Source organism: Nocardia beijingensis NBRC 16342 (genome assembly GCF_001612785.1).
Lineage (GTDB): Bacteria > Actinomycetota > Actinomycetes > Mycobacteriales > Mycobacteriaceae > Nocardia > Nocardia beijingensis.
The window spans coordinates 192650-218388 of the sequence record NZ_BDBC01000010.1; the positions used below are offsets into that span (position 1 = coordinate 192650).

Sequence of the window (25739 nt, forward strand, 5' to 3'; positions counted from 1 at the left end):
TCTACGCTGGAAAGTCGCCGTCCCGGCCGGATCGGCCGGACCGTCCGACACGCCCGCGACGCCGTAGCGGAGGGTTCACCAGGACAGGGCGGGCACCGCGATCACGGTCATGGAGCCCGGCGCCACTTCGGTGTACCCGGCGTCGCGCACGGCGACCGCCGCGCCATCGGCCACCTGTCCGGCCAGCGCTGCCCAGCGCTGCGCGTCGGCCTCGCGCACCGCGCAGCGGAAGCCGAGTTCCGCCCACCGCAGCGCGTGCTCCACCGGCAGCGCGCCGGCCAGGAGCATGCTCGCGTGGCCGACCTGCGCGGCGGACTTGCCCAACGTCATCCCGAGCCCGGCGTTCACCCACAGCACCGGCAGTCCCGGATCGGGCGGGCCAGGCTCGTCATGGGCGAGGTCGGTGCCGCCGATCTGCAGACGCTTGATCCGCGGATCGACCTGGCCCACCGGTCCAGGGACCAGCGCCCGCGCCTGCGCGCCGTCGATCTCCACGGTGACGCCGGCGACGGCGCAGGTCGCGGCCCACTGCGCGCCGCGAGCGCGCCGAGCCACCTTGCGGATGCGCGAACGCTTCCAGGCGAGATAGCGTTCCTCCCACTCGCCGCCCGGTCCGACGCGCTCGTCCAGGCACAGCGCCACCGCGGCCGACGCGGCGGCGGCCAGCAGCGCGCTGCGCGGCGGCGGATCGGTTTTCGGCAGGTGCAGGACCATCTGCATCGCCTGCACCATGGCCGGGTCGTCGGGATCGCCCGCGCCGTAGCCGCCTGCCAGTTCCGCGTGCCTGACCAGGAAACCCTCGATGTCCATTGCCGCCGTGCGGATTTCGCCGCCCTCCCGGACTTCGGCGCCGCATTCCGGAATGCTCGTCATCGCCCCACCTCCGGCGCGCCGCACCCGGTCATCGCTCCGATACGCAGCGCGAACAGGGAATCGCGCACCCGTCCTCCGATCGCCACATGATCAACAGCAGCGAGCCTACCGATGCGAGCGCGACCGGGCGCGGTGATCAACCCAGCGGGACGCGGCGCAGCAAACCGTCCCTGGCGTCGGCGGCCTCCACCTCGTGCCGGGTGACGCCGAGGATGAACAGGACGGCGTCCAGATAGGGATGCGAGAGCGCGGCGTCGGCGATCTCGCGTAGCGCCGGTTTGGCGTTGAAGGCGACGCCGAGCCCGGCGGCGTTGAGCATATCGATGTCGTTGGCGCCGTCGCCCACCGCGACGGTCTGCTCCATCGGCACCCCGGCGTCGGCGGCGAACTTGCGCAGGGCGGTCGCCTTGGCCGCCCGGTCGACGATCTCGCCGACGACGCGGCCGGTCAGCTTGCCGTTCACGACTTCCAGGGTGTTCGCCTGCACGAAGTCCAGTTCGAGTTCGTGCGCCAGCGGTTCGATCACCTGCCGGAATCCGCCCGACACCACGCCGCAGCGGAAACCGATCCTGCGCAGCGTGCGGATGGTGGTGCGGGCGCCTGGGGTCAGCTCGATCCGGTCGGCGACCTCCTCGATCACCGACTCGTCCAGCCCGGCCAGCGTCGCGACCCGCTGGCGCAGCGATTCGGCGAAGTCGATCTCCCCGCGCATGGCGGCCTCGGTCACCCTGCGAACCTCGTCCTCCACGCCGGCGTGCGCGGCGAGCATCTCGATGACCTCGCCCTGGATCAGGGTGGAGTCGACGTCGAACACGATCAGCCGCTTGCCCCGGCGGGCCAGCCCGGCCCGCTCCACGGCGACGTCCACCTGCTCGGCCACCGCGACCTCGGCCAGCGCCGTGCGCAGCCGGGAATCGGTGTCCGGGCCGGAGTCGGTCGCGGTGACCATCAGCTCCATGCCGGTCACCGGGTAGTCGGCGATACCGCGGATGGTGTCGATGTTCGCGCCCAGCGCGGCCAGTTGCCGCGACACCGCGCTGAACGCGCGCGCCGTGACCGGGCTGCCGAGGATGACCACCGCGTGGGTGGACATCGGCTGCCTGCCGATCGCCGCGTCCACCTCCACGTCGACGTTCATGCCGACGGTGTTCATCGCCTCTTCCAGCTCGTCCTGCAACGCCTCGGCGTCGGTCGGGCAGGTGACCAGGACGCCGAGGGTCAGCCTGCCGCGGATCACGACCTGCTCCACGTCCAGCAGGCTCACCCCGTGCCGGGACATGGCCGCGAGCAGCACGGACGTCACACCGGGGCGGTCGGGCCCGGTGACGGTGACGAGGACGGTGGTGTCGGCCAACTGATGCGCTCCATGTTCGATGTTCGCCGTCGCTGTGCTGGACGTCGTTGTCGCAACGCACGGTGCGTACTGATCTCCACAAACGAGTGTGCACCCGCTGGTGACCAGCGGGTGCACACTCGTCGCGCTGAATCCTACGGCGCGGCCGGACGTCGCTCGTCCGGCCCCGCCGAGCAAGCGTCCTACTGCGCCAGGACGTTCGGCTCGTGCAGGTCGGTGGCGTGCTTGCCCGCGCCCCAGCCGACGTGCGCCTCGGCGCGCATGCGCTCGACCATGTGCGGGTAGTGCAGCTCGAACGCGGGACGCTCGGAGCGGATGCGCGGCAGCTCGTAGAAGTTGTGCCGCGGCGGCGGGCAGGTGGTGGCCCACTCCAGCGAGTTGCCGTAGCCCCACGGGTCGTCCACGGTGACCACCTCGCCGTAGCGGTAGCTCTTGAAGACGTTCCACAGGAACGGCAGCATCGACGCGCCGAGCACGAAGGCGCCGATCGTCGAGATCGTGTTCAGCGTGGTGAAGCCGTCGCTGGGCAGGTAGTCGGCGTAGCGGCGCGGCATGCCCTCGGCGCCGAGCCAGTGCTGGACCAGGAAGGTGGTGTGGAAGCCGATGAACGTCGTCCAGAAGTGCCACTTGGCCAGGCGCTCGTCCAGCATCCGCCCGGTCATCTTCGGGAACCAGAAGTAGATGCCCGCGTAGGTGGCGAACACGATGGTGCCGAAGAGCACGTAGTGGAAGTGCGCCACGACGAAGTACGAGTCGGTGACGTGGAAGTCCAGCGGCGGGCTGGCCAGGATGACACCGGACAGACCACCGAAGAGGAAGGTGACGATGAAGCCGATGGAGAACAGCATCGGCGACTCGAAGGTCAGCTGACCGCGCCACATGGTGCCGATCCAGTTGAAGAACTTCACACCGGTCGGGACCGCGATGAGGAAGGTCATGAACGAGAAGTACGGCAGCAGCACGGCGCCGGTGGCGTACATGTGGTGCGCCCACACGGCGATCGACAGCGCGGCGATGCCAAGGGTGGCGTAGACCAGTGTGGTGTAACCGAAGATCGGCTTACGCGAGAAGACCGGGAAGATCTCCGAGACGATGCCGAAGAACGGCAGCGCGATGATGTACACCTCGGGGTGGCCGAAGAACCAGAACAGGTGCTGGTAGAGCAGGATGCCGCCGGTCGCGGGGTCGTAGATGTGGCCGCCCAGGTGGCGGTCGTAGGCCAGGCCGAACAGCGCGGCGGTCAGCAGCGGGAAGGCCAGCAGCACCAGGACGCTGGTCACGGCGATGTTCCAGGTGAAGATCGGCATCCGGAACATGGTCATACCGGGAGCACGCAGGCAGACCACGGTGGTCAGCATGTTCACGCCACCGAGGATGGTGCCCAGACCGGACACCGCCAGGCCCAGGATCCACAGGTCGGTGCCGACGCCGGGCGAGTGCAGGATGTCGGTGAGCGGCACGTACGCCGTCCAGCCGAAGTCCGCGGCGCCGCCGGGGGTGATGAAGCCCGCGGTCGCCATGCTGGCGCCGAAGGCGTACAGCCAGTAGCTGAAGGCGTTCAGGCGCGGGAACGCGACGTCGGGGGCGCCGATCTGCAGCGGGAGGATGATGTTGGCGAAGCCGAACACGATCGCGGTGGCGTAGAACAGCAGCATGATCGTGCCGTGCATGGTGAACAGCTGGTTGAACTGTTCGGGCGACAGGAACTGCAGGCCCGGCCTGGCCAGCTCACCACGCATCAGCAGGGCCATCAGGCCACCGATGAGGAAGAAGCCCATCGACGTGGTCAGGTACATGACACCCAGGACCTTCGGGTCCGTGGTGGTGACCATCTTGTAGATGAACGAGCCCTTCGGCCCGGTCCGAGCCGGATAAGGCCGAGTCGCTTCCAACTGAGGGACTGGCTGGGGCTCTACGGCAGTCACTGATCCTCCTGAAAGGTGCCTTTAGGTCGCTCCGCAGGCTCCGCTGATCGCATCCATTCCGATGTCGGAACAGACGACAGTTCGCTTGCGCTCTCCGAATCGTAAACCCGTCGGGATGCGCCCGACCGAACGGGTCCTACTCTCTGTCGTATTTGTTTGGCTGTGTTTGTTGCCAGCGCCTGCGGCGCTGGGTGTTCGCGGCCCCTCGATGGCTCGCGTCCGAGTGACCGCCGCTTGCTCCTTCGTCGCGGACGCGGCGGCCACTCGGACGCGAGCCGGGCCGCGAACGGCGGATGCTCGGTCTCGCTTCGCTCGAAAGACGTGGTCGAGGTGGGTGGTCCAGTAGTCGGCGACCGATGGGTTGGACGCGCGCTCGACAGTGGTGAGGCGGTTGCCAGTGACAGCACCCCAGGACCGATGCGCGCACGAACCCACTCGTGCCGGGACCGATTAGTTCTTCGAGCGGGGGGCGTCTGTAGAGGTGACACGAGTTCCACCACTGGCAGGAGGGCTGTGATGACCACACCGAAGCGCACGAGGATCGGCGATCCCTGTTGGGTCGACTTGTACAGCTCCGATCTCGATCGGAGTATCGCGTTCTACCGCGAACTGTTCGACTGGAGCGCGGAGAGCGCGGGCGAGGAGTTCGGCGGGTACGTCACCTTCCGCAAGGACGGGCGCGCGGTGGCGGGGGCGATGGCGAGGATGCCCGGCGACACCGACAGTCCCGAACAGTGGACCGTGTATCTGGCCAGTTCCGGCGCGCAAGCCACGGCCGACGCGGCGACGGCGGCGGGGGCGTCGCTGATCGTGCCGCCGATGGCGGTGGGCGAGCTCGGCACGATGGCCGTGCTCGGCGATGTCGGTGGCGCGGGCGTCGGCATCTGGGAGGCCGGTACGTTCCCCGGCTTCGAAGCCGTGGGTTTCGTCTCCGGTGGTGAGTGGCGCGATCACGCGGGCGCACCGTCCTGGTTCGAGCTGCACACCCGTGCTTACGACGCCTCGCTGACCTTCTACCGCGAGGTGTTCGGCTGGTCGGACGTCTTCACCGTCTCCGACGCCCCTGAGTTCCGCTACTCCACCATCCACGCCGAGAGCCCGATGCTCGGCGGCGTCATGGACGCCTCGGCTTTCCTGCCCGAGGGCGCGCCCGCGGGCTGGATCGTCTACTTCGGCGCCGACGACGTGGACAAGACCGTGGAGCGGCTCACCGAATTGGGCGGCACGGTGCTCTCGCCGCCGCAGGACACCCCTTACGGCCGGATGGCCGCGGTCACCGACGCCACCGGCGCCCGTTTCAGCATCGGCGGCAATCGAGCCTGACCGCAGCGGCCCGCACGAAGGTCCGCCGTCCACCCGCGCGTTGGGATCGGATTCACTCCGGCGGATTCTTCGATCGGGTGGTCGATTCCTCGCCCGCGAAGCGCAGCGCACCGCCTCGACCTCACCCACGGCTCGACGCGCGCCGACCTGTACCCTCACTCGCATGCCGGTGAGCGACGTGATGCAGGTACGCACCCGAATTCGCACGGTTGGTCAGCGCGGCGGCGCGGCCGGTCACCGGTTCCGGACGGTCGTGGCCGGGTGCGCCGCGCTTCTGCTCGCGGGCTGCGGCGGCGCCACCGACGACTCCCCCTCCATCGTGCGCACCACCACCAACATCGCCGGCGCGGGCGTGGTGGGGCTGGAGCGCGACACCACCCGGGCGTGCGCGCTGCCGAGCGCGCCGGATCCGGCGGCCGGCGACACCCGCAGCGTCACCCACGCGGCGGGCGTTTCCGAGGTGCCCGCCGACCCGCAGCGCATCGTCGTGCTCAGCACTTCCGCGCTGGACGCGGTCTGCGCGCTCGGCCTGTGGGAGCGGGTCGTGGGGACGGCGACCATCGACGGGCCGAGCCCGCAACCGGCCTACCTGGGCACCGGCGTGCTGAAGATTCCCGGCGTCGGCACCGTCGCGCAGCCGGACCCGGCTCGGATCGCCGCCATGCACCCCGATCTGATCCTCGGCGAGAACCCCGCGGGCGCAGCGACTTTCAGCGCGTTGCAGGCCATCGCACCGACCGTGCTGGTCGGTTCGAACAACAGTTGGCAGGCCGAATTCGCGGCATTCGCGGCGGGTATGGGACGGCGCGACGCGGCGGAGACCGCATTGCAGAACTACCGCACCGAGGCGCGCGACACCGGCGCCGCGCTGGCGGCCGGCCAGACCCAGGCGTCGGTCATCAGGTTCACCGCCGACGCCCAGCGGGTGCAGGGCAGCGACAGCTTCTCCGGCCAGGTGCTCGCCGACGCGGGCGTGCAGCGTCCCGCCGCGCAGCGCGGCACCTCGTTCGACGTGCGCGAGGACGAGTTCGCCACCAAGGCGGAGGGCGACGTGATCTACGTGATCCTCGCCGGCCAGGAGGGCAAGGAACACGGCGAGAAGGTGCTGCGCGGCGACGCGTGGAAGGAACTCGGCGCCGCCACCGATCGCCGGGTGTTCGCCGTGGAGGACACCGTCTGGCACGGCGACGGCCTCACCGCCGCCCACGCCCTGCTCACCGACCTGCGCAACACGCTCAACGGCTACGTGACCGACTGACCGCCCACCCCCTTGGGTGGGGTTTCCCCCACCCTGGGAGTGCGCGGACCAGCGCTGGGGTTGCTGTCGAAAAGCCCTTTCGAGGACGAGATTCAGAGGTACGCAAACAACCTCTCCATCGACCTCGAGGACACGACATGCACACGCTGACCGATTCGCTCGCCGACAACCTGTACTCCCTGCCGGTGGCACAGCCCGTCGCCGAGGTCGATCCGCACGCGGTCGTGGCGTCCACCGCCGATTGCGACCTGACCTACGCCGAGTTGGATCGCTGGTCCAACCGCATGGCCCGGCTGCTGCTTCGCCTCGGCGCCGGACCCGGCACCCGGATCGCGGTGGCGATCGACCAGCCGATCGAGTCCGTCGTGGCCGAGCGCGCCGCCACCAAGCTCGGCGCCGTCACCGTCCCGGTGACCGACGACGGCTCCTACACGCTCGGCACCGCGGTCGGCATCACCACCAAGGACCAGCAGCCCGAGTCGGCGGACGAGATCACCTGGCTGGTGCTGGACGAGCGCTCCACCCTGCAGCGCTACCTGACCAGCTCCTCGGCCCCGCTGCGGGCGGCCGACCTGGATCTTCTCCCGAAGGCCGCCTGACCGGACCCGAACCCATCCCCCGCGACCCGAACAGCGATGTTCGGGTCGCGCAGTGTGCCCAATACCCCGCAGCGCCGACCGCGCCGGTTCAGAATTGAGTTGCCGCGTGCTGTGCGGCGGCACGTACTACCGGTACCGCGGTGGCTGCGGGCGGTCACTGCCGATCGGCCCGATCGCGGTCAGAACGTAGGACACGTCATGCAACAGCCTTCCCTTTCGGCGAGAGATTCGGACACAGTTCTTCCCGACGGGGCCTTCGCCCTCTCGGCGGCACAGCGCGGCATCTGGTTCGCCCAGCATGTCGCGGGCGCCACTCCGATCTCGATCGCCCAGTACGTCGAACTGAACGGCCCGATCGACCTCGACCTGCTCGCGCGTTCGGCCCGGCAGGCCGGGCGCGAATTCGGCACCGGCTACCTGCGCCTGGTCGAAGTGGAGGGGCATCCGTTCCAGTTCGTCGACCCGACCCTCGACGACAGTCTGGAAACGCTCGACTTCCGCTCCCACCCCGATCCGGAGGCGGCCGCGCACGCGTGGATGCGCGCGGAGTACGAGACCCCGCTGGAGCTGACCCGCGACCGGCTGGTGCGCATCGCCATGCTGCGCGTCGGCGCGGACCGCTGGTTCTGGTACTCGCGGATCCACCACATCGTGCTCGACGGCATGGGCGCGCTGACCATGGTGCAGCGCACCGGAGAGCTGTACAACGCCGCGGTCGACGGCCGCGACGCACCGCCGGCGAAGGCGGAGGACCTGCGCAAGATCGTCGAGGCGGATCTGGCCTACCGCACCTCCGAGCGGTTCGGCGCGGACCGGGAGCACTGGCTGGCGCACCTGGACGGCATGGCGGATCCGGTGAGCCTGGCCGGCCGCACCGCGCCCGTGGACGGGCACCCGAGGCGGGTCACCGGCGCGCTGCCCGCCGAGACCGGACACCTGCTGGACGCCGTCGCCGAGCAGGTGTCCTCCGGCGTCGCGCCGACCGTGGTCGCCGCCTTCGGCGCGTATCTGTCCGCGATGACCGGCGCGCCGGAGGTCGTGCTGAGCCTGCCGGTGTCCGCGCGCACCACCGCGACGCTGCGGCGTTCCGGCGGCATGATCGCCAACGTGGTGCCGCTGCGGCTGCGGCTGACGCCCGCGACGACCGTCGGCGACGTGATCCGGGCGGCCCAAGGCGAGCTGACCGGGGCGCTGCGGCGCCAGCGTTACCGGCAGGAGGACATCTTCCGCGATCTGGGCTGGTCGATGGACGAGGCCGGGTCGTTCGGCCCGTCGGTGAACCTGATGATGGTCGACACCAGAATCCAGCTCGGCCCGGTCACGGGGCGGCTGCATGTGCTGACCTCGGGGTTGATCGATGACCTGTTCGTCAACCTGTATCCGGGCGTCGGCGGGGAGAGCACCCACATCGACTTCCAGGCCAACGGCAATCTCTACACCGATGCCGAGCTGACCGGGCAGCACCGCAGGTTCCTGTCGTTCCTGCATCGTTTCCTGGCCGCAGGGCCGGACGCGCCGCTGGCGAGCGTGCCGGTGCTGTCGGACGACGAGCGCACCGGCTTCGCGCCCGCTCGCGGACCCGATGGCGTCGCGGCGCGCACGCTGCCGGACATCCTCGCCGACGGCGCGGCCCGCGATCCGCTGGCGACCGCGCTGGTGGCGGGCGAGACCGCGCTGACCTACCGCCAGGTCGACGACTACACCGACCGGCTGGCCCGGGTGCTGATCGCCGCGGGCGCCGGACCGGAGCGCGCGGTGGCGATCTCCATTCCGCGGTCGATCCGGTCGGTGCTGGCGACGATCGCGGTGGCCAAGACCGGCGCGGCGTTCGTGCCGATCGACCCCACCTATCCGGCCGACCGGATCGAGCACATGGTCGGCGACAGCGGGGTCGTCGCGGGGATCACGACGGCGGCCGCGCGACAGTCGCTGCCGGGACGGGTGTCCTGGCTGATCGTGGACGACGAGGGCACCGAGCGGATGCTGGCCGAGCAGGACGCCGCGCCCGTGACCGACGCCGACCGCCTGGCCCCGGTGCACCCGGACCAGGCCGCCTACATCATCTACACCTCCGGCTCCACCGGGCTCCCGAAGGGCGTGCTCGTGCCGCACCGGGGGCTGGCCGATCTGGTGGCGAGTTCCGGCGCCGGATTCGGCGTCGACGCCGGGTCCGTCGTCGCCCATGCCGTGTCGCCGAGTTTCGACATCTCGGTGGAGGAGATCCTGGTCACCCTCGCGGCGGGGGCGACGCTGGCCGTGGTGCCGCCGTCGGCGTACGCGGGTGAGGAGCTGGCCGAGGTGTTGCGCGCCCATCGCGTCACTCACCTCAACGTGACCCCGGCCGTCGTGGGGTCGCTGGACCCGGCGGTCCTGCCCGACCTGCGCACCGTGATCGTCGGCGGTGACGCGTGCCCGCCCGAGCTGGTGACGAAGTGGGCGGGCCGCACCCTGCTCAACGGCTACGGGCCCACCGAGACCACCATCACCGTCACCCTCAGCGCCCCCCTGACGCCGGACGGTCCGGTCACCATCGGCCGTCTGGCCCGCGGCGTGTCGGCCGTGGTCCTCGATCCGTGGCTGCGGCCGCTGCCGCCCGGCACCGTCGGCGAGCTGTACCTCGCCGGTCCCGGCGTCGCGCGCGGCTACCACCGGCGCAACGGGCTCACCGCCGACCGCTTCGTCGCCGACCCGTACGGGACGGGCGAGCGCATGTACCGCACCGGCGACCTCGTGCGCTGGGTGTACAACGACGGACGCGTCGAACTGGAGTATCAGGGACGCAGCGACTTCCAGGTGAAGGTGCGCGGCTTCCGCATCGAACTCGGCGAGATCGACGCCGCCTTGCAGCGGCAACCCGGCGTCGACTTCGCGCTCACCCTCGGCGTGGAGACCGGTTCGGGCGCCACCGCGCTCGTGGCATACGTGCTGCCGGAGCCGGACGCGGAAGTCCACCCGGAGGCGCTGAAAGCCGCTGTCGGAGAAACTCTTCCGGCGTACATGGTGCCCGCGGTGATCATGGTGCTGGACCGTCTTCCGCTCACGCCGCTGGGCAAGGTGGACCGCAAAGCGCTGCCAGCACCGGACTTCGGCGCGCGCACCACCGCGAGCAGGCCGCCGTCCACGCCGCGCGAGGAAACGCTCGCCGCGCTGTTCGCGGAGGTGCTCGGCCTGGACTCGGTGGGAGTGGACGACAGCTTCTTCGCACTCGGCGGCGACAGCATCGTCTCGATCCAGTTGGTGTCGCGAGCGAAGGCGGCCGGGCTCGGATTCGGCGCACGGGATGTGTTCGAGCGCAAGACCGTCGCCGCGCTGGCCGCAGTGGCCACCGACGTGCCGACCGGAGTGGTGCGCGAGCTGCCCGGCGGCGGGGTCGGCGAGGTGGAACTCACGCCGATCGTGCACGCGATGCTCGACGCCGGCGACACCTGGCGGCGGTTCGCCCAAGCGGTGCTGATCGAGCTGCCCGCGGGCACGGAGCGCGCGGATCTCGTCACCGCGCTCGCGGCGCTGCTGGACCGGCACGACCTGCTGCGTTCGACGCTGCGCCGCAGCGGCGACGGCTGGAGCTGGGTGGTCGCCGAACCCGGCGCGGTGAACGCGGGCGCGCTGCTGGAAATCGTGACCGCGGACGCCGATCTCGACGCCAGCTGCGAGCGCGCGTTGCAGCGCGCCGCCGACCTGCTCGACCCGGAGGCCGGCGTGGTCGCGCGTTTCGTGTGGATCGAGCGCGCCGACGCCGCGCCGCTGCTGTGGCTGGTGCTGCACCATCTCGTCACCGACGGCGTCTCCTGGCGGATCCTGCTGCCGGATCTGGCCACCGCCGCGCTGGGCGCCGAGCTCGCGCCGGTCGGCACGTCCTTCCGCCGCTGGGCGCACGGCCAGCGCGAGCACGCGGCCACACGCACCGGCGAACTGCCGCTGTGGCAGCGCGTCCTCGCCACACCCGACCCCGCGCTCGGCTCGGCACCGATGGACCCGGCCGTCGACGTGGTCGGCTCCATGGCGCACCTGACCACCGTCGTGCCGCCGGACATCGCCGGGCCGGTGCTCACCAGCGCGCCGGACCGCTTCCACTGCGGCGCCGACGACGTGCTGCTGGCGGGGCTCGCGCTGGCGGTGGCGCGGTGGCGCGGGCGCACCTCGACGCTGTTCACCCTGGAGGGGCACGGCCGCGCGGAGTCCGTCCTGCCCGGAGCCGATGTTGCGCGCACGGTGGGCTGGTTCACCAGCGTTTATCCCGCCGCGGTCGATCTCACCGGCATCGACGTGGCGGACGCGTTCGCGGGCGGGGCCGCGGCGGGCGCGGCGATCAAGGCGACCAAGGAACAGCTGCGCGCCCTGCCGGACAAGGGCATCGGATTCGGGATGCTGCGCTACCTGGTGCCGAGCACCGCCGCGGCGCTGGCGGACGCGCCCACCCCGCAGATCAGCTTCAACTATCTCGGGCGGGCGTCCACCGGCGGCGACGCGGAACCGTGGCTGCCGCGCCGGTTCGCCGCGACCCAGGACGACCGCGCGCCGCTGGCCGCCGCGGTGGACATCAACGCCGTGCGCACCGACGCCGGGCTCGAGGTCACCTGGGCCTACGCCGGACGCCTGTTCGACGAGGCCGATCTCGGCGAACTCACCGCGCTGTGGGAGCAGGCGCTCGCCGCGCTCGCCCGGCACGCCGCGTCGGCGGACGCGGGCGGACGCACACCGTCGGACTTCGACCTGGTCACCGTCACACAGGCGCAGATCGACGCCTGGGAGCGCGCCTACCCGAACCTCGCCGACGTGTGGCCGCTCTCGCCACTGCAATACGGCCTGCTCTTCCACGCGCTCTACGACTCCGACACCGCCGACGGCTACACGGTGCAGTCGCTGCTCACCCTCGCGGGCACCGTGGACGCGGCCCGGTTGCGCCGCGCCGCACAGGCTTTGGTGACCCGGCACGAGAACCTGCGCGTCGCCTTCGTCGAGACCGAGGACGGGCCGCGCCAGCTGGTGCTGGCCGACGCCGAGATCGACTGGCGCGAGGCCGATGTCACCGGCATCGCCGACGACGGCGAGCGCGCCAGGGAGGTCGACCGGTTGATCGCGGTGGACGCCCGCACCCGGTTCGAACTCACCCGGCCCCCGCTGCTGCGCTGCACGCTCATCCGGACCGCCCCGGACACCTACCGGTTCGTGCTGACCAACCACCATCTGGTGCTGGACGGCTGGTCGACGCCGCTGCTGGTGCGCGAACTGCTCACCCTCTACGTCACCGACGGTGACGCCACGGCCCTGCCGCCCGCGCACTCCTATCGGGAATTCCTGACCTGGCTGGAAACCAGGGACGACGCCGAATCCCTCGCCGCGTGGACCGAGTCGCTGGCCGGTATCGACACGCCGACCCGCGCGGTGCCCACCCTCGCCGGGATCGAATCGACCGAAACCGGCATGATCTCCGTCGACCTGTCCCGCGACACCGTGGCCGGGCTGGAGACCGCGGGCCGGGAAGCGGGCGCGACGGTGAACACCTTGGTGCAGGCCGCGTGGGCGATGTTGCTGACCATGCTCACCGGTCGCACCGACGTGGTGTTCGGCGGCACCGTCTCGGGGCGGCCGCCGGAACTGGCCGGGGTCGAGGAGATGGTCGGCCTGTTCATCAACACGCTGCCGGTGCGGGTGCGCCTGGATCCGGCGGAGAAGGTCACCGACCTGCTCGCCCGGCTGCAATCCGAGCAGGCGCGGCTGATGGACCATCAGCACGTCGGACTCGCCGCCATCCACCAGGCGGTCGGCCTCGCCGAACTGTTCGACACGCTCACCGTGTTCGAGTCCTACCCCATCGATCGCGAAGCGCTGTCGCAGGCGCTGGACATCGCGGGCATGCGGGTGCTCGACGTGGAAGGCACCGACGCGACGCCGTATCCGCTGAACCTCATGGTGATCCCGCTGCGCGGCGCCGACGGCCGCGACACGCTGCGGATCACGCTGAAGTACATGGCCGACCAGCTGCCGATGCGGGAGGCGCGGCCGCTGCTGGATCGCTTCGTCCGGCTGCTGACCCAGCTCGCGGACAACCCGCACGCGCTGGTCTCCCAGATCCAGTACTGCGACGACGCCGAGCGCGCCGCGCTGGCGCCGGTACGCGGCCCGGAGCCGGTGCCGCCCGCCACGCTGCCCGAGCTGCTCACCGCCGGCGCGCGGATCGATCCGGACGCGATCGCGATCACCGCGGGCGAGCTCACCATGTCCTACGCCGAGCTCGACGCCTGGTCCAACCGCTTCGCCAGGGTGCTGCTGCGCCGCGGCGTCGGGCGCGAGGTGTTCGTCGTGCTCGCGCTCACCCGCTCGCTGGAATCGGTGGTCGCGGTGTGGGCGCTGGCCAAGACCGGCGCGGCGTTCGCCCCGCTGGACCCGAACTATCCGGTGGAGCGCATCGAGCACATGCTCAGCGACTCCAAGGCCCCGATCGGCGTGACGGTCACCGCGACCGGCGAGACGCTGCCCGGCACGATCGACTGGCTGCTGCTCGACGACCTGAACACCATCCGGCGGGTGATGACGGTCTCCGAAGCGCCGATCACCGACGCCGAGCGCGGCGGGCCGATCGACCTGGACCAGACCGCGTACCTGATCTACACCTCAGGGTCCACCGGCAAGCCCAAGGCCGTGCTGCTCAGCCACCGCGGCATCGCGAATCTCGTCACAGCGCAACGGCAGACCCTCGCGCTCGACCACACCGCCAGCGCGTTGCAGGTGGCCTCGCCCAGCTTCGACGCCTCGGTGTTCGAGCTGCTCACCGCGCACGGCGCGGGCGGCAGGCTGGTCGTGTCGCCGCCGGACGTCTACGGCGGGACGGAACTGGAGACGCTGCTGCGCACCCAGCGCGTCACCCACGCCGTGATCACGCCGTCGGCGCTGGCCACCATGGAGCCCGCCGGGCTGGAGCACCTGCGCGTGCTGGCGGTCGCGGGCGAGGCGGCGACGCCGGAGCTGATCGAGCGGTGGGCGCCGGGCCGGCGGATGGTGAACCTGTACGGCCCCACCGAGTTCAGCATCTGGGCGACCGGGCCGGGCGAACTCGTCACCGGCGAGCCGATCACGATCGGCGCGCCTATCCGGGGGGCGTCCACCGTGGTGCTGGACGCGTGGCTGCGTCCGGTGCCGATGGGGGTGCCCGGTGAGCTGTACCTCGCGGGTCCGGCGCTCGCGCGCGGCTATTTCAACCGGTTCGAGATGACCGCGAGCAGGTTCGTCGCCGACCCCTTCGGCGCGCCCGGCGGGCGGATGTACCGCACCGGCGACATGGTGCGCTGGGTCGATCACGGAGACGGTCCCGAGCTGGAGTACCTGGGCCGCAGCGACTTCCAGGTCAAGATCCGCGGCCTGCGCATCGAGCTGGGCGAGATCGACGCGGTGCTCTCCCGCGACGACGAGGTCGAGTACGCGGTGACCATCGGGCGCACCGGCCCGGCGGGCACCACCGTGCTGGTCTCCTACGTGCTGCCCGCCGAAGGCGTGCGACTGGACGTCGAGCGGCTGCGCGCGCAGGTGGCCGCCGAACTGCCCGGTTACATGGTGCCCGGTTACCTCGTCGTGCTCGACTCGATTCCACTCACGCCGGTCGGCAAGCTGGATCGCAAAGCCCTTCCGGTGCCGGACTTCTCGGAAAGCCACCGGCCCTACCTCGCGCCGCGCGGCCCCGTCGAGGAAGCGGTGGCCGCCGTGTTCGGCGAGGTGCTCGAGCGGGAGCGCGTCGGCGTCGACCAGTCGTTCTTCGAGCTGGGCGGCAACTCGCTGAGCGCGACCAAGGTGGTGGCGCGGGTGAACGCGGCGCTCGGATCGCGGATCGCGCTGCGTGATCTGTTCGACGCACCGACCGTGGCTCAGCTGTCGGCCCGGGTGGTGCCCGCCACCGGCGCGCAGCCGGGCGGGTTCGGTCTCGCGCCGCGCATCCGGCCGGATCGGGTTCCGCTGTCGCCCGCGCAACAGCGGATGTGGGTGCTCAACCGGATGGATCCGGCGTCGGCCGCCTACAACATCGCGGTGGCGCTGCGGCTGACCGGAAACCTGGACGTCGAGGCGCTGCGCGCGGCGCTCGTCGATGTGGTGGACCGGCACGAGAGCCTGCGCACGCTCTACCCGGCCGACGCGGAAGGGCCGCGTCAGGTCGTGATCGACGCCGACGTGGCCGTGCCCGCGATGCCGGTGGCCGACACCGAGGACGGCGCGCCGCTGCGGGAGCGGATCACCGAATTGACGGGCAGCGGGTTCGATCTCGCCACCCAGCCGCCGCTGCGGGTCGGGCTGTTCCGGATCCACGGCGGCGAGCCCGCCGCGAGCGCGGCGCCGGTGTCGTCGGCTGCTTCCACCGGTGCGGCGCCGGTCTCCTCCGTGCCCGCGTCCTCCACACCGGTCTCGTCGAGTTACACCGCGACCCCCGGCGAGATCGCCGCCGCCACGCCGCCGGTGCACGTCGTCGTGCTGGTGGTGCACCACATCAGCGCGGACGGCGCGTCGATGGCGCCGCTGGCCGCCGATCTGGTCGCCGCCTACTCAGAGCGAGCCGGGGGCGGGCACGCCGAGCGGGTCCCGCTGCCGGTGCAGTACGCCGATTTCGCGCTGTGGCATCGCGAGGTGCTCGGCGACGAAGCGAACCCGGAATCGCTGGCGGCGCGGCAGATCGAGTTCTGGCGCTCGGCTCTGGCGGGCGCGCCCGACGTGCTGGAACTGCCGTCCGACCGGCCGCGCCCCGCGGTGCAGACCATGCACAGCGCCGACTTCGGCTTCACCGTGGACGCCGAGACGCACCGGGCGCTGGCCGACTTCGCCACCGCGCACCACGTCAGCCCGTTCATGGTCGTGCACGCGGCGCTCGCGGTGCTGCTCGCCCGCCTGGCCACCACCGATGACGTGCTGATCGGCACCCCGGTCGCCGGGCGCGGCGAGGAGGCGCTCGACCAGCTCGTCGGCATGTTCGTCAACACGCTGGCGCTGCGCACCCCGGTCGATCCCGGCGCGGACTTCGCCGCGTTCCTCGACACCGTCCGGTCCACGGACCTCGACGCCTTCGCCAACGCGGACGTGCCGTTCGAGCGGCTGGTCCAAGTGCTGGACCCGGCTCGCTCGACCGCGCATCACCCGCTGTTCCAGGTCTCGCTGTCGTTGCAGAACTTCGTCGAACCCGTGCTGGAGCTGCCCGGCCTGCGGTTCGAGGTGGAGGACTTCGAGCGGGACGCCTCCCAGTTCGACCTGAGCATGGATCTGCGCGAGCGCTTCGCCGACAACGCTCCGGCGGGCATCGATGCCGTGCTCACCTACGCCACCGATCTGTTCGACGAGGCGACGGTGGCCGTGTTCGCCACCCGGTGGCGGCGTGTGTTGGCGACGGTGCTGGCGCGGCCCGAGATCCGCATCGCCGATATCGACATCCTCGACGACGCCGAACGGGCAACGCTGGTGCCGGTGCGCGGTCCCGCGGCCGCGGCGACCATCACCCTGCCCGAGCTGCTGGCCGGGACGGTGCGGCGGCACCCCGATCGCATCGCTCTGGTGTCCGACGGGCAGACCACCACCTATGCCGAGATCGACGCGCACGCCGCTCGCCTGGCCCGCGTCTTGCTCGAATCGGGCGGCGGTCCGGAAACCGTTGTCGCGCTCGGTCTTCCGCGTTCCGCGGAACTGCTCATCGGCATGTGGGCCGCGGCGAAGGCGGGCGCCGCGTTCCTTCCGGTCGATCCGAAGCACCCCGTGGAGCGCATCGACCACATGCTCACCGACTCCGGCGCGGCGCTCGGGCTGACGATCGCCGCGTTCCGGCCCATGCTGCCCGACAGCACGAACTGGCTGGTACTCGACGACCTCGCCCTGGTCGAGCGGTGGAGCGCCGCGAGCAGCCGCCCGCTGAGCGCGCGCGAACTGCCCCGCCCCATCCGGCCGGACAACGCGGCGTGGATGATCTACACCTCCGGCTCGACGGGCACGCCGAAGGGCGTCTCGGTCTCCCACCGTGGCATCGCTGATCTGGTGGCGGCGCAGAGGGTTTCGCTCGGCCTGGACGAGCATTCCCGGGTGCTGCAAGTGGCGTCGCCGAGTTTCGACGCGTCGGTGTTCGAGGCGATCATGGCGTTCGGCTCCGGCGGCGCGTCGGTGGTCGCGTCGCCGGAGGTGTTCGGCGGCAGCGCGCTGGCGGAGCTGATCGACACCGAACAGGTCACCCACATGGTGATCACTCCCTCCGCGCTGGCGACCCTCGACCCGGCCGAGGTGACCAGCGTCCGGGTGCTCGCGGTGGCGGGCGAGGCGGTCGGCGCGGAGCTGGTCGAGCGCTGGGCCACCGGACGCACCATGGTCAACCTGTACGGACCCACCGAATCGACCATCTGGGCGACGGGTTCGGCGCCGCTGACGGTGGACGCCCCGGTGTCCATCGGCACGCCGGTGCAGGGCGCGCAGGTGCTGGTGCTCGACGACCGGCTGCGCCCGGTTCCGTTCGGCGTCGCCGGCGAGCTGTATCTCGCCGGACCGGCGCTGGCGCGCGGCTACCACGCGCGGGCGAGCCTGACCGCGGCCCGCTTCGTCGCCGGGCCGTTCGGCACGGCGGGTGAACGGATGTACCGCACCGGCGATCTGGTGCGCTGGATTCGCGGCGACGCCGGCCCCGAGCTGGAATACCTGGGCCGCACCGACTTCCAGGTCAAGGTGCGCGGACAGCGCATCGAGCTGGGCGAGATCGACGCGGTGCTCGGCCGCGCCGACGGCGTGGACTTCGCGGTGACGCTCGGCGTGCCCGGCCCCACCGGGGCCACCGCGCTGGCCGCCTACCTGGTCCGCACGCCGGGCTCCGACCTCGACGTGGCGAAGGTGCGCGCCTTCGCCGCCGACATCCTGCCCGGCTACATGGTGCCGTCGGCATTCGTCGTGCTGGACGAGATCCCGCTCAACGCGGTCGGCAAGCTGGACCGCAAGGCGCTGCCCGCACCGGAGTTCGTCGCCGACCGCACCGAGTACCGGGCGCCGGTCACGCCGACCGAACAGCGGCTGGCCGCGATCTTCGGCGAGTTGCTCGGTGTGGCGCGGGTCGGCGCCGACGACTCGTTCTTCGCGCTGGGCGGTGACAGTATCCTGGCGATCCAGCTGGTGTCGCGCGCCAAGCAGCAGGGCATCACCTGCACGCCACTGCAAGTGTTCGAGCACCGGACGGTGGCGGCGCTGGCCGCGGCCGTCGACGCGGCGGGCGCCGCGGTGACCTTGGACGAGCTGCCCGGCGGCGGTGTCGGTGAGCTGCCGCTCACGCCGATCGTGCACTACATGCTCGAACGCGGCGGGAACTATGACCGCTTCGCCCAGACGGCGGTGCTCGAGTTGCCCGTCGGCATCGAGCGCGCGCAGATCGTCGCGGTGCTCGCCGCCGCGGTGGACCGGCACGACATGCTGCGCGCCCGGCTGGTGACCGACGGCGCGGACGGGCCGCGCGTGCTGGTCGGCCCGCCCGGATCGGTCGATGTGGACGCGTTGGTGCACCGCGTCGAGTTCACCGCCGTCGACCCGATCGAACTGCACGAGTTCGCGATGACCGAGCTGGACGCCGCGGCCGACCGGCTCGATCCGGCCGATGGCACGGTGCTGCAATTCATCTGGCTGGATCCGGTGGGCGACGCCGGGTCGCGCACCGGAGCGGGCCGGTTGATCGTGCTGGCCCACCACCTGGTGATCGACGGGGTGTCCTGGCGCATCCTGATTCCGGACCTGGTGGCCGCGTGGGCGCAGGTGTCGGCGGGCGCCACCCCGGTGCTCGCGGAGACCGGGACCTCGATGCGGCGGTGGGCCCACGCGCTGACCGACGAAGCGCATGCCGAGAAGCGGGTTGCGGAACTGGCGTACTGGCACGACGTGCTCGCCTGCTCCGATCCGCCGATCGGCGGCCGGGACCTCGATCCCGCCGTCGACCGGACCGGCACGCTGCGCATGGTCGAGCGGGAGCTGTCCGCCGAGGTCACCACCGCGCTGCTCACCACCCTGCCCGGCCTGTTCCACGGCAGCGTCAACGACACGCTGCTGGCCACTTTGGCGCTGGCGCTGGTGCGCTGGCGTGGCGGCGACCCCTCGGCGCTGCTGCGCCTGGAAGGCCACGGCCGTCAGGAGGAAGTGGTGCCCGGCGCCGATCTGTCCCGCACGGTCGGCTGGTTCACCAGCATCTACCCGGTGCGCCTCGACCTGGCGCGGATCGACATCGACGACGCGCTCGCCGGTGGACCCGCGTTGGGCGCCGCGATCCGCGCCGTCAAGCACCAGTTGCTCGCGGTGCCGGACAGAGGCATCGGCTTCGGCCTGCTGCGCTACCTCAACGCCGAGACCGCGCGGCAGTTGCCGGAACGGCTGCCGGGCCGGGTCGGCTTCAACTACCTCGGCCGCTACTCCACCGGAGACATCCCCGCCGGACTCGAGGGCCTGGGCTGGCTGCCGACCGACGACCTGGGTGACGTGCACGTCGCCGAAGATCCCGGCGTGCCGCTGCAATCGGCGATCGACGTGAACGCCGTCGTGATCGGCGACCGGTTGCGGGCGAGCTTCGGCTTCCCGTCCACCCTGCTCGATCCCGACGAGGTCGCCGAACTGGCCGATCTGTGGATCGAGGCCCTGCACGCCGCAGCCAGGTTCGCCCAGACCCCGGCGGCGCGGACCGCCGCCGAGGAGGAAGCGGCGGCCACGGCGGCTCCGGCCGTTCCCGCGGCGGGCGGCCTCGGACTCGACGTGGTGCTGCCGATCCGGCTCGGGGGCGAGCAACCCGCGCTGTTCTGCATCCACCCGTCGTCCGGGATGTCGTGGACCTACCTGGGATTCGCCGACACGCTCGCGCCGGGCCGCCCGATCTACGGGCTGCAAGCGCCCGACCTCGGCGGCCACGAACCACCCGCGCGCTCGATCGATGAGTTCGCCGAGCGCTACGTGCGGGAAATCAGGGCCCTGCAACCGGAGGGGCCGTACCACCTGCTGGGGTGGTCGTTCGGCGGCCTGATCGCCCACGCGGCGGCGGCGAAGCTGAAGGCCGAAGGCGCCGAAGTCGGCGTGGTCGCGCTACTGGACGCCGACACCGCCGACATCGACGGCGACAGCATCGAACCGCTCACCGCGGGCTCGTTCGCGCACACCTTCGGGGCGGTGTTCGGCATCGACGACATCCCCGCGGACGCGACCGCGCAGCAGGCGGTGGATCTGATCCGCGAGCGCCTCGGCGGCGTGTCCCTGATCGACGCCGCGACCCTGGAGCGCATGGCCGCGTCCTACAACGCCGCCGCGCGCACCAGAACCGGTTACCGCCGTCCGGTGTTCGACGGCGACATCGTGTACTTCAGCGCGATCGTCGACACCTCCGACATCTTCGGTCCCGACGGCTGGGGGCCGTACGTGACCGGCGAGATCATCAACCACGACATCGAGGCGACCCACGACGAACTGACCGCGCCGCACGTGCTGCCGGTCATCGCGCGCGTGCTCGATGCACATCTGGGAGGCCGAGGATGAATTCCGACCAAGGAGTCGTCGTCGAGGGGATCGAGAAATCCTTCGGCGCGGTGAAGGCGTTGCGCGGAGTCGACTTCGCGGCCGAGCCGGGCGAGGTGCTCGGCATCCTGGGGCCGAACGGCGCGGGCAAGACCACCACGGTGAACGTCCTGTCCACGCTGATCCGGCCGGACCGAGGTCGCGCGACGGTCGCGGGCCACGACGTGCTGGCCGATCCGGCCGCCGTCCGCCGCAGCATCATGCTGACCGGGCAGTACGCCGCGCTGGACGACATGCTCAGCGGCTACGAGAACCTCGTGATGTTCGGCAGGCTGATGGGCTTGCGCAAGCGGGCCGCCCGCGCCCGCGCGGACGAACTGCTCGCCGAGTTCGACCTCGAGCGCGCGGCGGGCCGCCGGGTCGGCACCTACTCCGGCGGCATGCGCAGGCGCATCGACATCGCCTGCGGTCTGGTGGTGCGGCCCGACGTGGTGTTCCTGGACGAGCCGACCACCGGGCTCGATCCGCGCAGCAGGCAAGGGGTCTGGGATCTGGTCGCCGGCTTCAAGAAGGCTGGCATCACCACCCTGCTCACCACCCAGTACCTGGAGGAGGCCGACGCGCTCAGCGACCGGATCATCGTCATCGATCACGGCAAGGTGATCGCCCACGGCACGGCCGACGAACTGAAGGCGCGCACGGGCGGCAGCTACTGCGAGGTGGTGCCGCTGAATCTGAAGGACCTGCCCGCCATCGCCGCCGCCCTCGGTTCGCTGTTGCCGCCGGAGAACCGGGACGCGCTCGGCCCCGATTCCGACCGGATCGCCGTCCCCGCTCCGGACGGCGCGAAGACGCTGCTCGAGGCGCTGCGCCGACTGGACAGCGCCGGCTTCGACCTGGTGGACGTCGCACTGCGCCGTCCATCGCTCGACGACGTGTTCCTCCAGCTGACCGGGCATCTGGCGACGACGGAGGAGCGCGCGCGGCGGGAGGTCGCGTCGTGACGGCGGCGACCTGGCTCAGCCAGACCCGCGCCGCGCCGCTGCGTCCGCAGCAGTGGTGGGTGCTGACCACCCGGCTGATCGTGCCGTCGGTGCAGACCGGCGAGGTGCTCACCTCGGTGCTGGCGCCCGTGACGTTCACAGCCAGCTTCTACATCCCGCTGAAAACCATCATGACCGTCATCGGCACCGGCTTCAGCAGTTACGCGCAGTACATGATGCCGCTGGTGATCCTGCAGGCCGCCGCGTTCACCGCGGTCTCGGCGGCCTTCCGCGCCGCCACCGATTCGGTCGCCGGGCTGAACCGGCGCTTCGGCTCGATGCCGATCGGCCCGCTGGTGCCGGTGACGGCGCGGCTGTCCGGCAGCGTCTTCCGCCTGGTCATCGCGTTGATCGCGGCGTTGATCTGCGGCCACGTCATCGGGTTCCGCTTCTATCTCGGCGCGGCGCACATCCTCGGCTTCGTGCTGTTCTCGTTGCTCATCGGGGTCGCGCTGATCTGGGGCGGGGATGTCATCGGCACCTTGTCGCGCAACCCGGAGGCGACGGCGCAGGCACTGGTATTGCCGCCGCTGATCCTCGGCATGCTGTCCACCGGTATCGCTCCCGCCGACCAGTTCCCGGCGTGGGTGCAACCGTTCGTGCGCAATCAGCCGGTGTCGCAGTGGGCCATCGCCCTACGGGCATTCGCCGGTGACAGCGGGCCGAACGCGGGTGAGGTGACCTGGTCGCTGATGTTTCCGCCGGTGGCCTGGGCGCTGGGATACCTGGGCGTCAGCATCCTGATGTCGCTGCGGCTCAGCTCGAGGAGGGCGTGATGGCACTGCTGACCGACCACCGGGATCAGTTGCTCACCGGCTCGGAGATGTCGGTGTCCGCACTGCTGCGGCACACGCTCATCCAGACCCAGCGACTCCTGCTGCGCTGGGCGCGCAACCCGGTCACGCTGCTGGAGACGCTGATCATCCCGTGCCTGCTGCTGGTCATGCTGAACACCGTGATCGGCGGGCAGATCAAGAAGTTCACCGGCGAGAGCCCGCTCTACGGCTCGGTGCCGATGGTCGCCTTGGTCGGCGCGCTCTCCGGTGCGGTCGCCGGGGGTGTGCTGCTGGGCCGCGAACGCGACGCGGGCCTGCTCGCCCGCTTCTGGGTGCTGCCGGTGCACCGCGCCTCCGGTCTCGCCTCGCGGGTGCTCGCCGAGGGCTGCCGCATCTTCGCGTGCACCCTCGCCGTCGTGCTGGTCGGCTTCGTGCTCGGGTTCCGCTTCCACGAGGGCGTCGCGGCGACGATCGCCTTCCTGTTCCTCCCGATGCTCTTCGGCCTGGCCTTCGCCACCGTCGTCACCTCGGTCGCCGTGTTCACCGCGAAAGCGACGCTCGTGGAGGGCATCACGATCCTGACCTCGCTGATGATGTTCTTCAGCACCGGCTTCGTGCCGCTGGTCGCCTTCCCGAAATGGATCCAGCCGGTGGTGCGCAACCAACCCATGTCGGCCGGGGTCGACGCCATGCGGGCGCTCGCCTTCGGCGGGCCGCTCGCGCGCCCGCTCACCCTCACCGTCCTGTGGTCGCTGGGCGCGATCGTCCTGTTCGCCGTGCCCGCGAGCATCGGCTACCGCAGGGCCAGCAGGCGCTGAGCCACACAGCGAACTCCCAGCGGGAACCCAGCCGAACCCGAGTGCCCGTTCCTAACGTCGCGGAAGACGAATCGGCGATCGAAAGGACGGACAGTGAGCGCACGACGCGATGAGGTGCACGAGCACGATCTCGGCCTCGCACACGACATGAAAGTGCTGATGCCCCGGCGGCGCGCCCTGTTCTTCCTCGGGGCGAGCGCGGGCGCGGCGGCGGTCGCGGCCAGTTGCGCGTCGGCGTCGGACGACACCGCGGCCACGACGACCGCCGCCGCATCCACCACCACGCAATCCGGCGCCACCGCCGCCGCCCCCCAGGAGACCGCGGGACCGTACCCGGGCGACGGGTCGAACGGACCCAACATCCTCGTCGAGTCCGGCGTGGTGCGCAGCGACATCACCAGCTCGTTCGGATCCTACTCCGGTGTCGCGCAAGGCGTCCCGATGACGCTCGAACTGACGCTGCGCGACTTGGCGAAGAACGGCGCCGCCGGAGCGGGCATGGCGGTGTACGTCTGGCACTGCGACCGCGACGGCAACTATTCGCTCTACAGCAGCGGTGTCACCGAGCAGAACTATCTGCGCGGCGTCCAGGTGGCGGGCGAGGACGGCAAAGTGATCTTCACCTCGATCTTCCCGGCCTGCTACTCGGGCCGGTGGCCGCACATCCACTTCGAGGTCTACGACTCGCTCGAGACCGCCGTTGCGGGCCAGAACGCCCGCCTGACCTCCCAGATCGCACTGCCGCATGACACTTGCGATGCGGTCTTCGCCCACGATTCGGGTTACGCGCGCAGCGTCACCAATCTCTCGCAGGTCACGCTCGCCTCCGACAACGTCTTCGGCGACGGATGGGACGCGGAACTGGCCACCGTGACCGGCACGCCGTCCTCCGGGCTGCGCGTCGCGCTCACCGTCGGCGTCGCCGAGAAGTCGCAGAACACGCAGTCGGGGAACGGTTCCGGGCCGCAGCAAGGTGGGCGCGCGCCCGGCGGCGGCGCTCCCGGCGGCCGACCGCAGCGGTGACCGGCGGCTGCCGCCGTGACGGCGGTGCCGATGCGGTCCCCCACGTGCGCGTGCCGCACAATAAGGGCCGCGCGCGGCGCGTCCCAGCGGTCTCCCGCCGGTCGGACGCCTGCCGCCGCGACACAAGGTGTTGTGCTGAGCGGACATGTCGGCCACAAGGAGTAGTGTCCCGAGGGTAGATATTCCGTGACGGCAGCGTGCTCGGGAAAGGCGTGGAGGCAGGATGAAGCTTATCGATCGGGTGTCGGCCATCAACTGGAATCGGGTGCCCGACGAAAAGGACGCCGAGGTCTGGGACCGGCTCACCGGCAACTTCTGGCTGCCGGAGAAGGTCCCGGTCTCCAACGACATTCCGTCGTGGAACACCCTGACCGCCGACGAGAAGCAGCTGACCATGCGGGTGTTCACCGGCCTGACCCTGCTGGACACCATCCAGGGCACGGTCGGCGCAGTGAGCCTGATCCCCGACGCGCTCACCCCGCACGAAGAGGCGGTGCTCACCAATATCGCGTTCATGGAGTCGGTGCACGCCAAGAGCTACAGCTCGATCTTCTCCACGCTGTGCTCCACCCGCGAGATCGACGAGGCGTTCCGCTGGTCGGAGGAGAACCGCAACCTCCAGCGCAAGGCCGAGATCGTGCTGGAGTACTACCGGGGCGACGATCCGCTCAAGCGCAAGGTGGCCTCGACGCTGCTGGAGAGCTTCCTGTTCTACTCCGGGTTCTACCTGCCCATGCACTGGTCGTCGCGGGCCAAGCTCACCAACACCGCGGACATGATCCGGCTGATCATCCGGGACGAAGCGGTGCACGGCTACTACATCGGCTACAAGTACCAGAAGGGCCTGGAGCTGGTCACCCAGGCCGAGCGCGACGAACTCAAGAACTACACCTTCGAGCTGCTGTTCGAGCTCTACGACAACGAGGTCGACTACACCCAGGACCTCTACGACGAGGTCGGTCTCACCGAGGACGTCAAGAAGTTCCTGCGCTACAACGCCAACAAGGCGCTGATGAACCTCGGCTACGAGGGCCTGTTCCCGAAGGACGAGACCGAGGTGAACCCGGCCATCCTCTCGGCCCTGTCGCCCAACGCCGACGAGAACCACGACTTCTTCTCCGGATCGGGTTCCAGCTACGTCATCGGCAAGGCCGTGAACACCGAGGACGAGGACTGGGAATTCTGAGCCATCGGTTAGGGTGACAGACACCGGGGCCCGGCAGCACTGCCGGACCCCAGCCTTGTCTCCGATTCCCGCGTTCACCGTCGGT

12 protein-coding genes are annotated in these 25739 nt (G+C 70.8%); 9 read left to right on the top strand and 3 right to left on the bottom strand.

What is annotated here, in order from left to right:
* Nucleotides 1-75: 75 nt before the first annotated feature.
* The 3 genes from NB3_RS06185 to ctaD form a co-directional block, all read right to left on the bottom strand.
* Complete coding sequence (locus NB3_RS06185) at nucleotides 76-873, bottom strand: aminoacyl-tRNA hydrolase (RefSeq protein ID WP_067797779.1); 798 nt, start codon at nucleotides 871-873, stop codon at nucleotides 76-78.
* Nucleotides 874-1009: 136 nt separating this feature from the next.
* Nucleotides 1010-2227, bottom strand: coding sequence for a phosphoserine phosphatase SerB (gene serB, locus NB3_RS06190; RefSeq protein WP_067797781.1), 1218 nt, complete (start codon nucleotides 2225-2227; stop codon nucleotides 1010-1012).
* Between the two features lie 182 nt (nucleotides 2228-2409).
* A complete protein-coding gene (gene ctaD / locus NB3_RS06195) occupies nucleotides 2410-4152 on the bottom strand; it encodes an aa3-type cytochrome oxidase subunit I (protein WP_084485840.1) in 1743 nt (580 codons plus the stop codon).
* Between the two features lie 516 nt (nucleotides 4153-4668).
* On the opposite strand from ctaD, the gene NB3_RS06200 reads away from it, so the two are divergent.
* The 9 genes from NB3_RS06200 (at nucleotide 4669) to nrdF (ending at nucleotide 25654) form a co-directional block, all read left to right on the top strand.
* Nucleotides 4669-5475 (top strand): VOC family protein, encoded by an 807-nt coding sequence (locus tag NB3_RS06200; protein ID WP_067797785.1) that lies wholly within the window; start codon nucleotides 4669-4671, stop codon nucleotides 5473-5475.
* 163 nt (nucleotides 5476-5638) lie between these two features.
* On the top strand, nucleotides 5639-6733 hold the full coding sequence (locus tag NB3_RS06205; protein ID WP_084485842.1) for an ABC transporter substrate-binding protein: 1095 nt from the start codon (nucleotides 5639-5641) through the stop codon (nucleotides 6731-6733).
* A gap of 137 nt (nucleotides 6734-6870) precedes the next feature.
* The gene (locus NB3_RS06210) at nucleotides 6871-7332 is read left to right on the top strand and encodes an AMP-binding protein (RefSeq protein WP_067797787.1); all 462 of its coding nucleotides are present in this window, start codon (nucleotides 6871-6873) and stop codon (nucleotides 7330-7332) included.
* A 198-nt stretch (nucleotides 7333-7530) separates the two neighbouring features.
* Nucleotides 7531-20829: a non-ribosomal peptide synthetase gene (locus tag NB3_RS06215; protein WP_067797790.1), complete on the top strand. Its 13299-nt coding sequence runs from the start codon at nucleotides 7531-7533 to the stop codon at nucleotides 20827-20829.
* A complete protein-coding gene (locus tag NB3_RS06220) occupies nucleotides 20826-21812 on the top strand; it encodes a daunorubicin/doxorubicin resistance ABC transporter ATP-binding protein DrrA (protein ID WP_067797793.1) in 987 nt (328 codons plus the stop codon). The genes NB3_RS06215 and NB3_RS06220 overlap by 4 nt, the downstream gene beginning before the upstream one ends.
* Nucleotides 21809-22627, top strand: coding sequence for an ABC-2 transporter permease (locus NB3_RS06225; RefSeq protein ID WP_067797795.1), 819 nt, complete (start codon nucleotides 21809-21811; stop codon nucleotides 22625-22627). Before NB3_RS06220 ends, NB3_RS06225 begins: the two co-directional genes overlap by 4 nt.
* Complete coding sequence (locus tag NB3_RS06230) at nucleotides 22627-23445, top strand: ABC transporter permease (RefSeq protein ID WP_067797798.1); 819 nt, start codon at nucleotides 22627-22629, stop codon at nucleotides 23443-23445. The genes NB3_RS06225 and NB3_RS06230 overlap by 1 nt, the downstream gene beginning before the upstream one ends.
* Nucleotides 23446-23592: 147 nt before the next feature.
* Nucleotides 23593-24468 (top strand): peptidase associated/transthyretin-like domain-containing protein, encoded by an 876-nt coding sequence (locus NB3_RS06235; protein WP_157111596.1) that lies wholly within the window; start codon nucleotides 23593-23595, stop codon nucleotides 24466-24468.
* 223 nt (nucleotides 24469-24691) lie between these two features.
* Nucleotides 24692-25654 (top strand): class 1b ribonucleoside-diphosphate reductase subunit beta, encoded by a 963-nt coding sequence (gene nrdF / locus NB3_RS06240; RefSeq protein ID WP_067797805.1) that lies wholly within the window; start codon nucleotides 24692-24694, stop codon nucleotides 25652-25654.
* Nucleotides 25655-25739 lie beyond the last annotated feature (85 nt).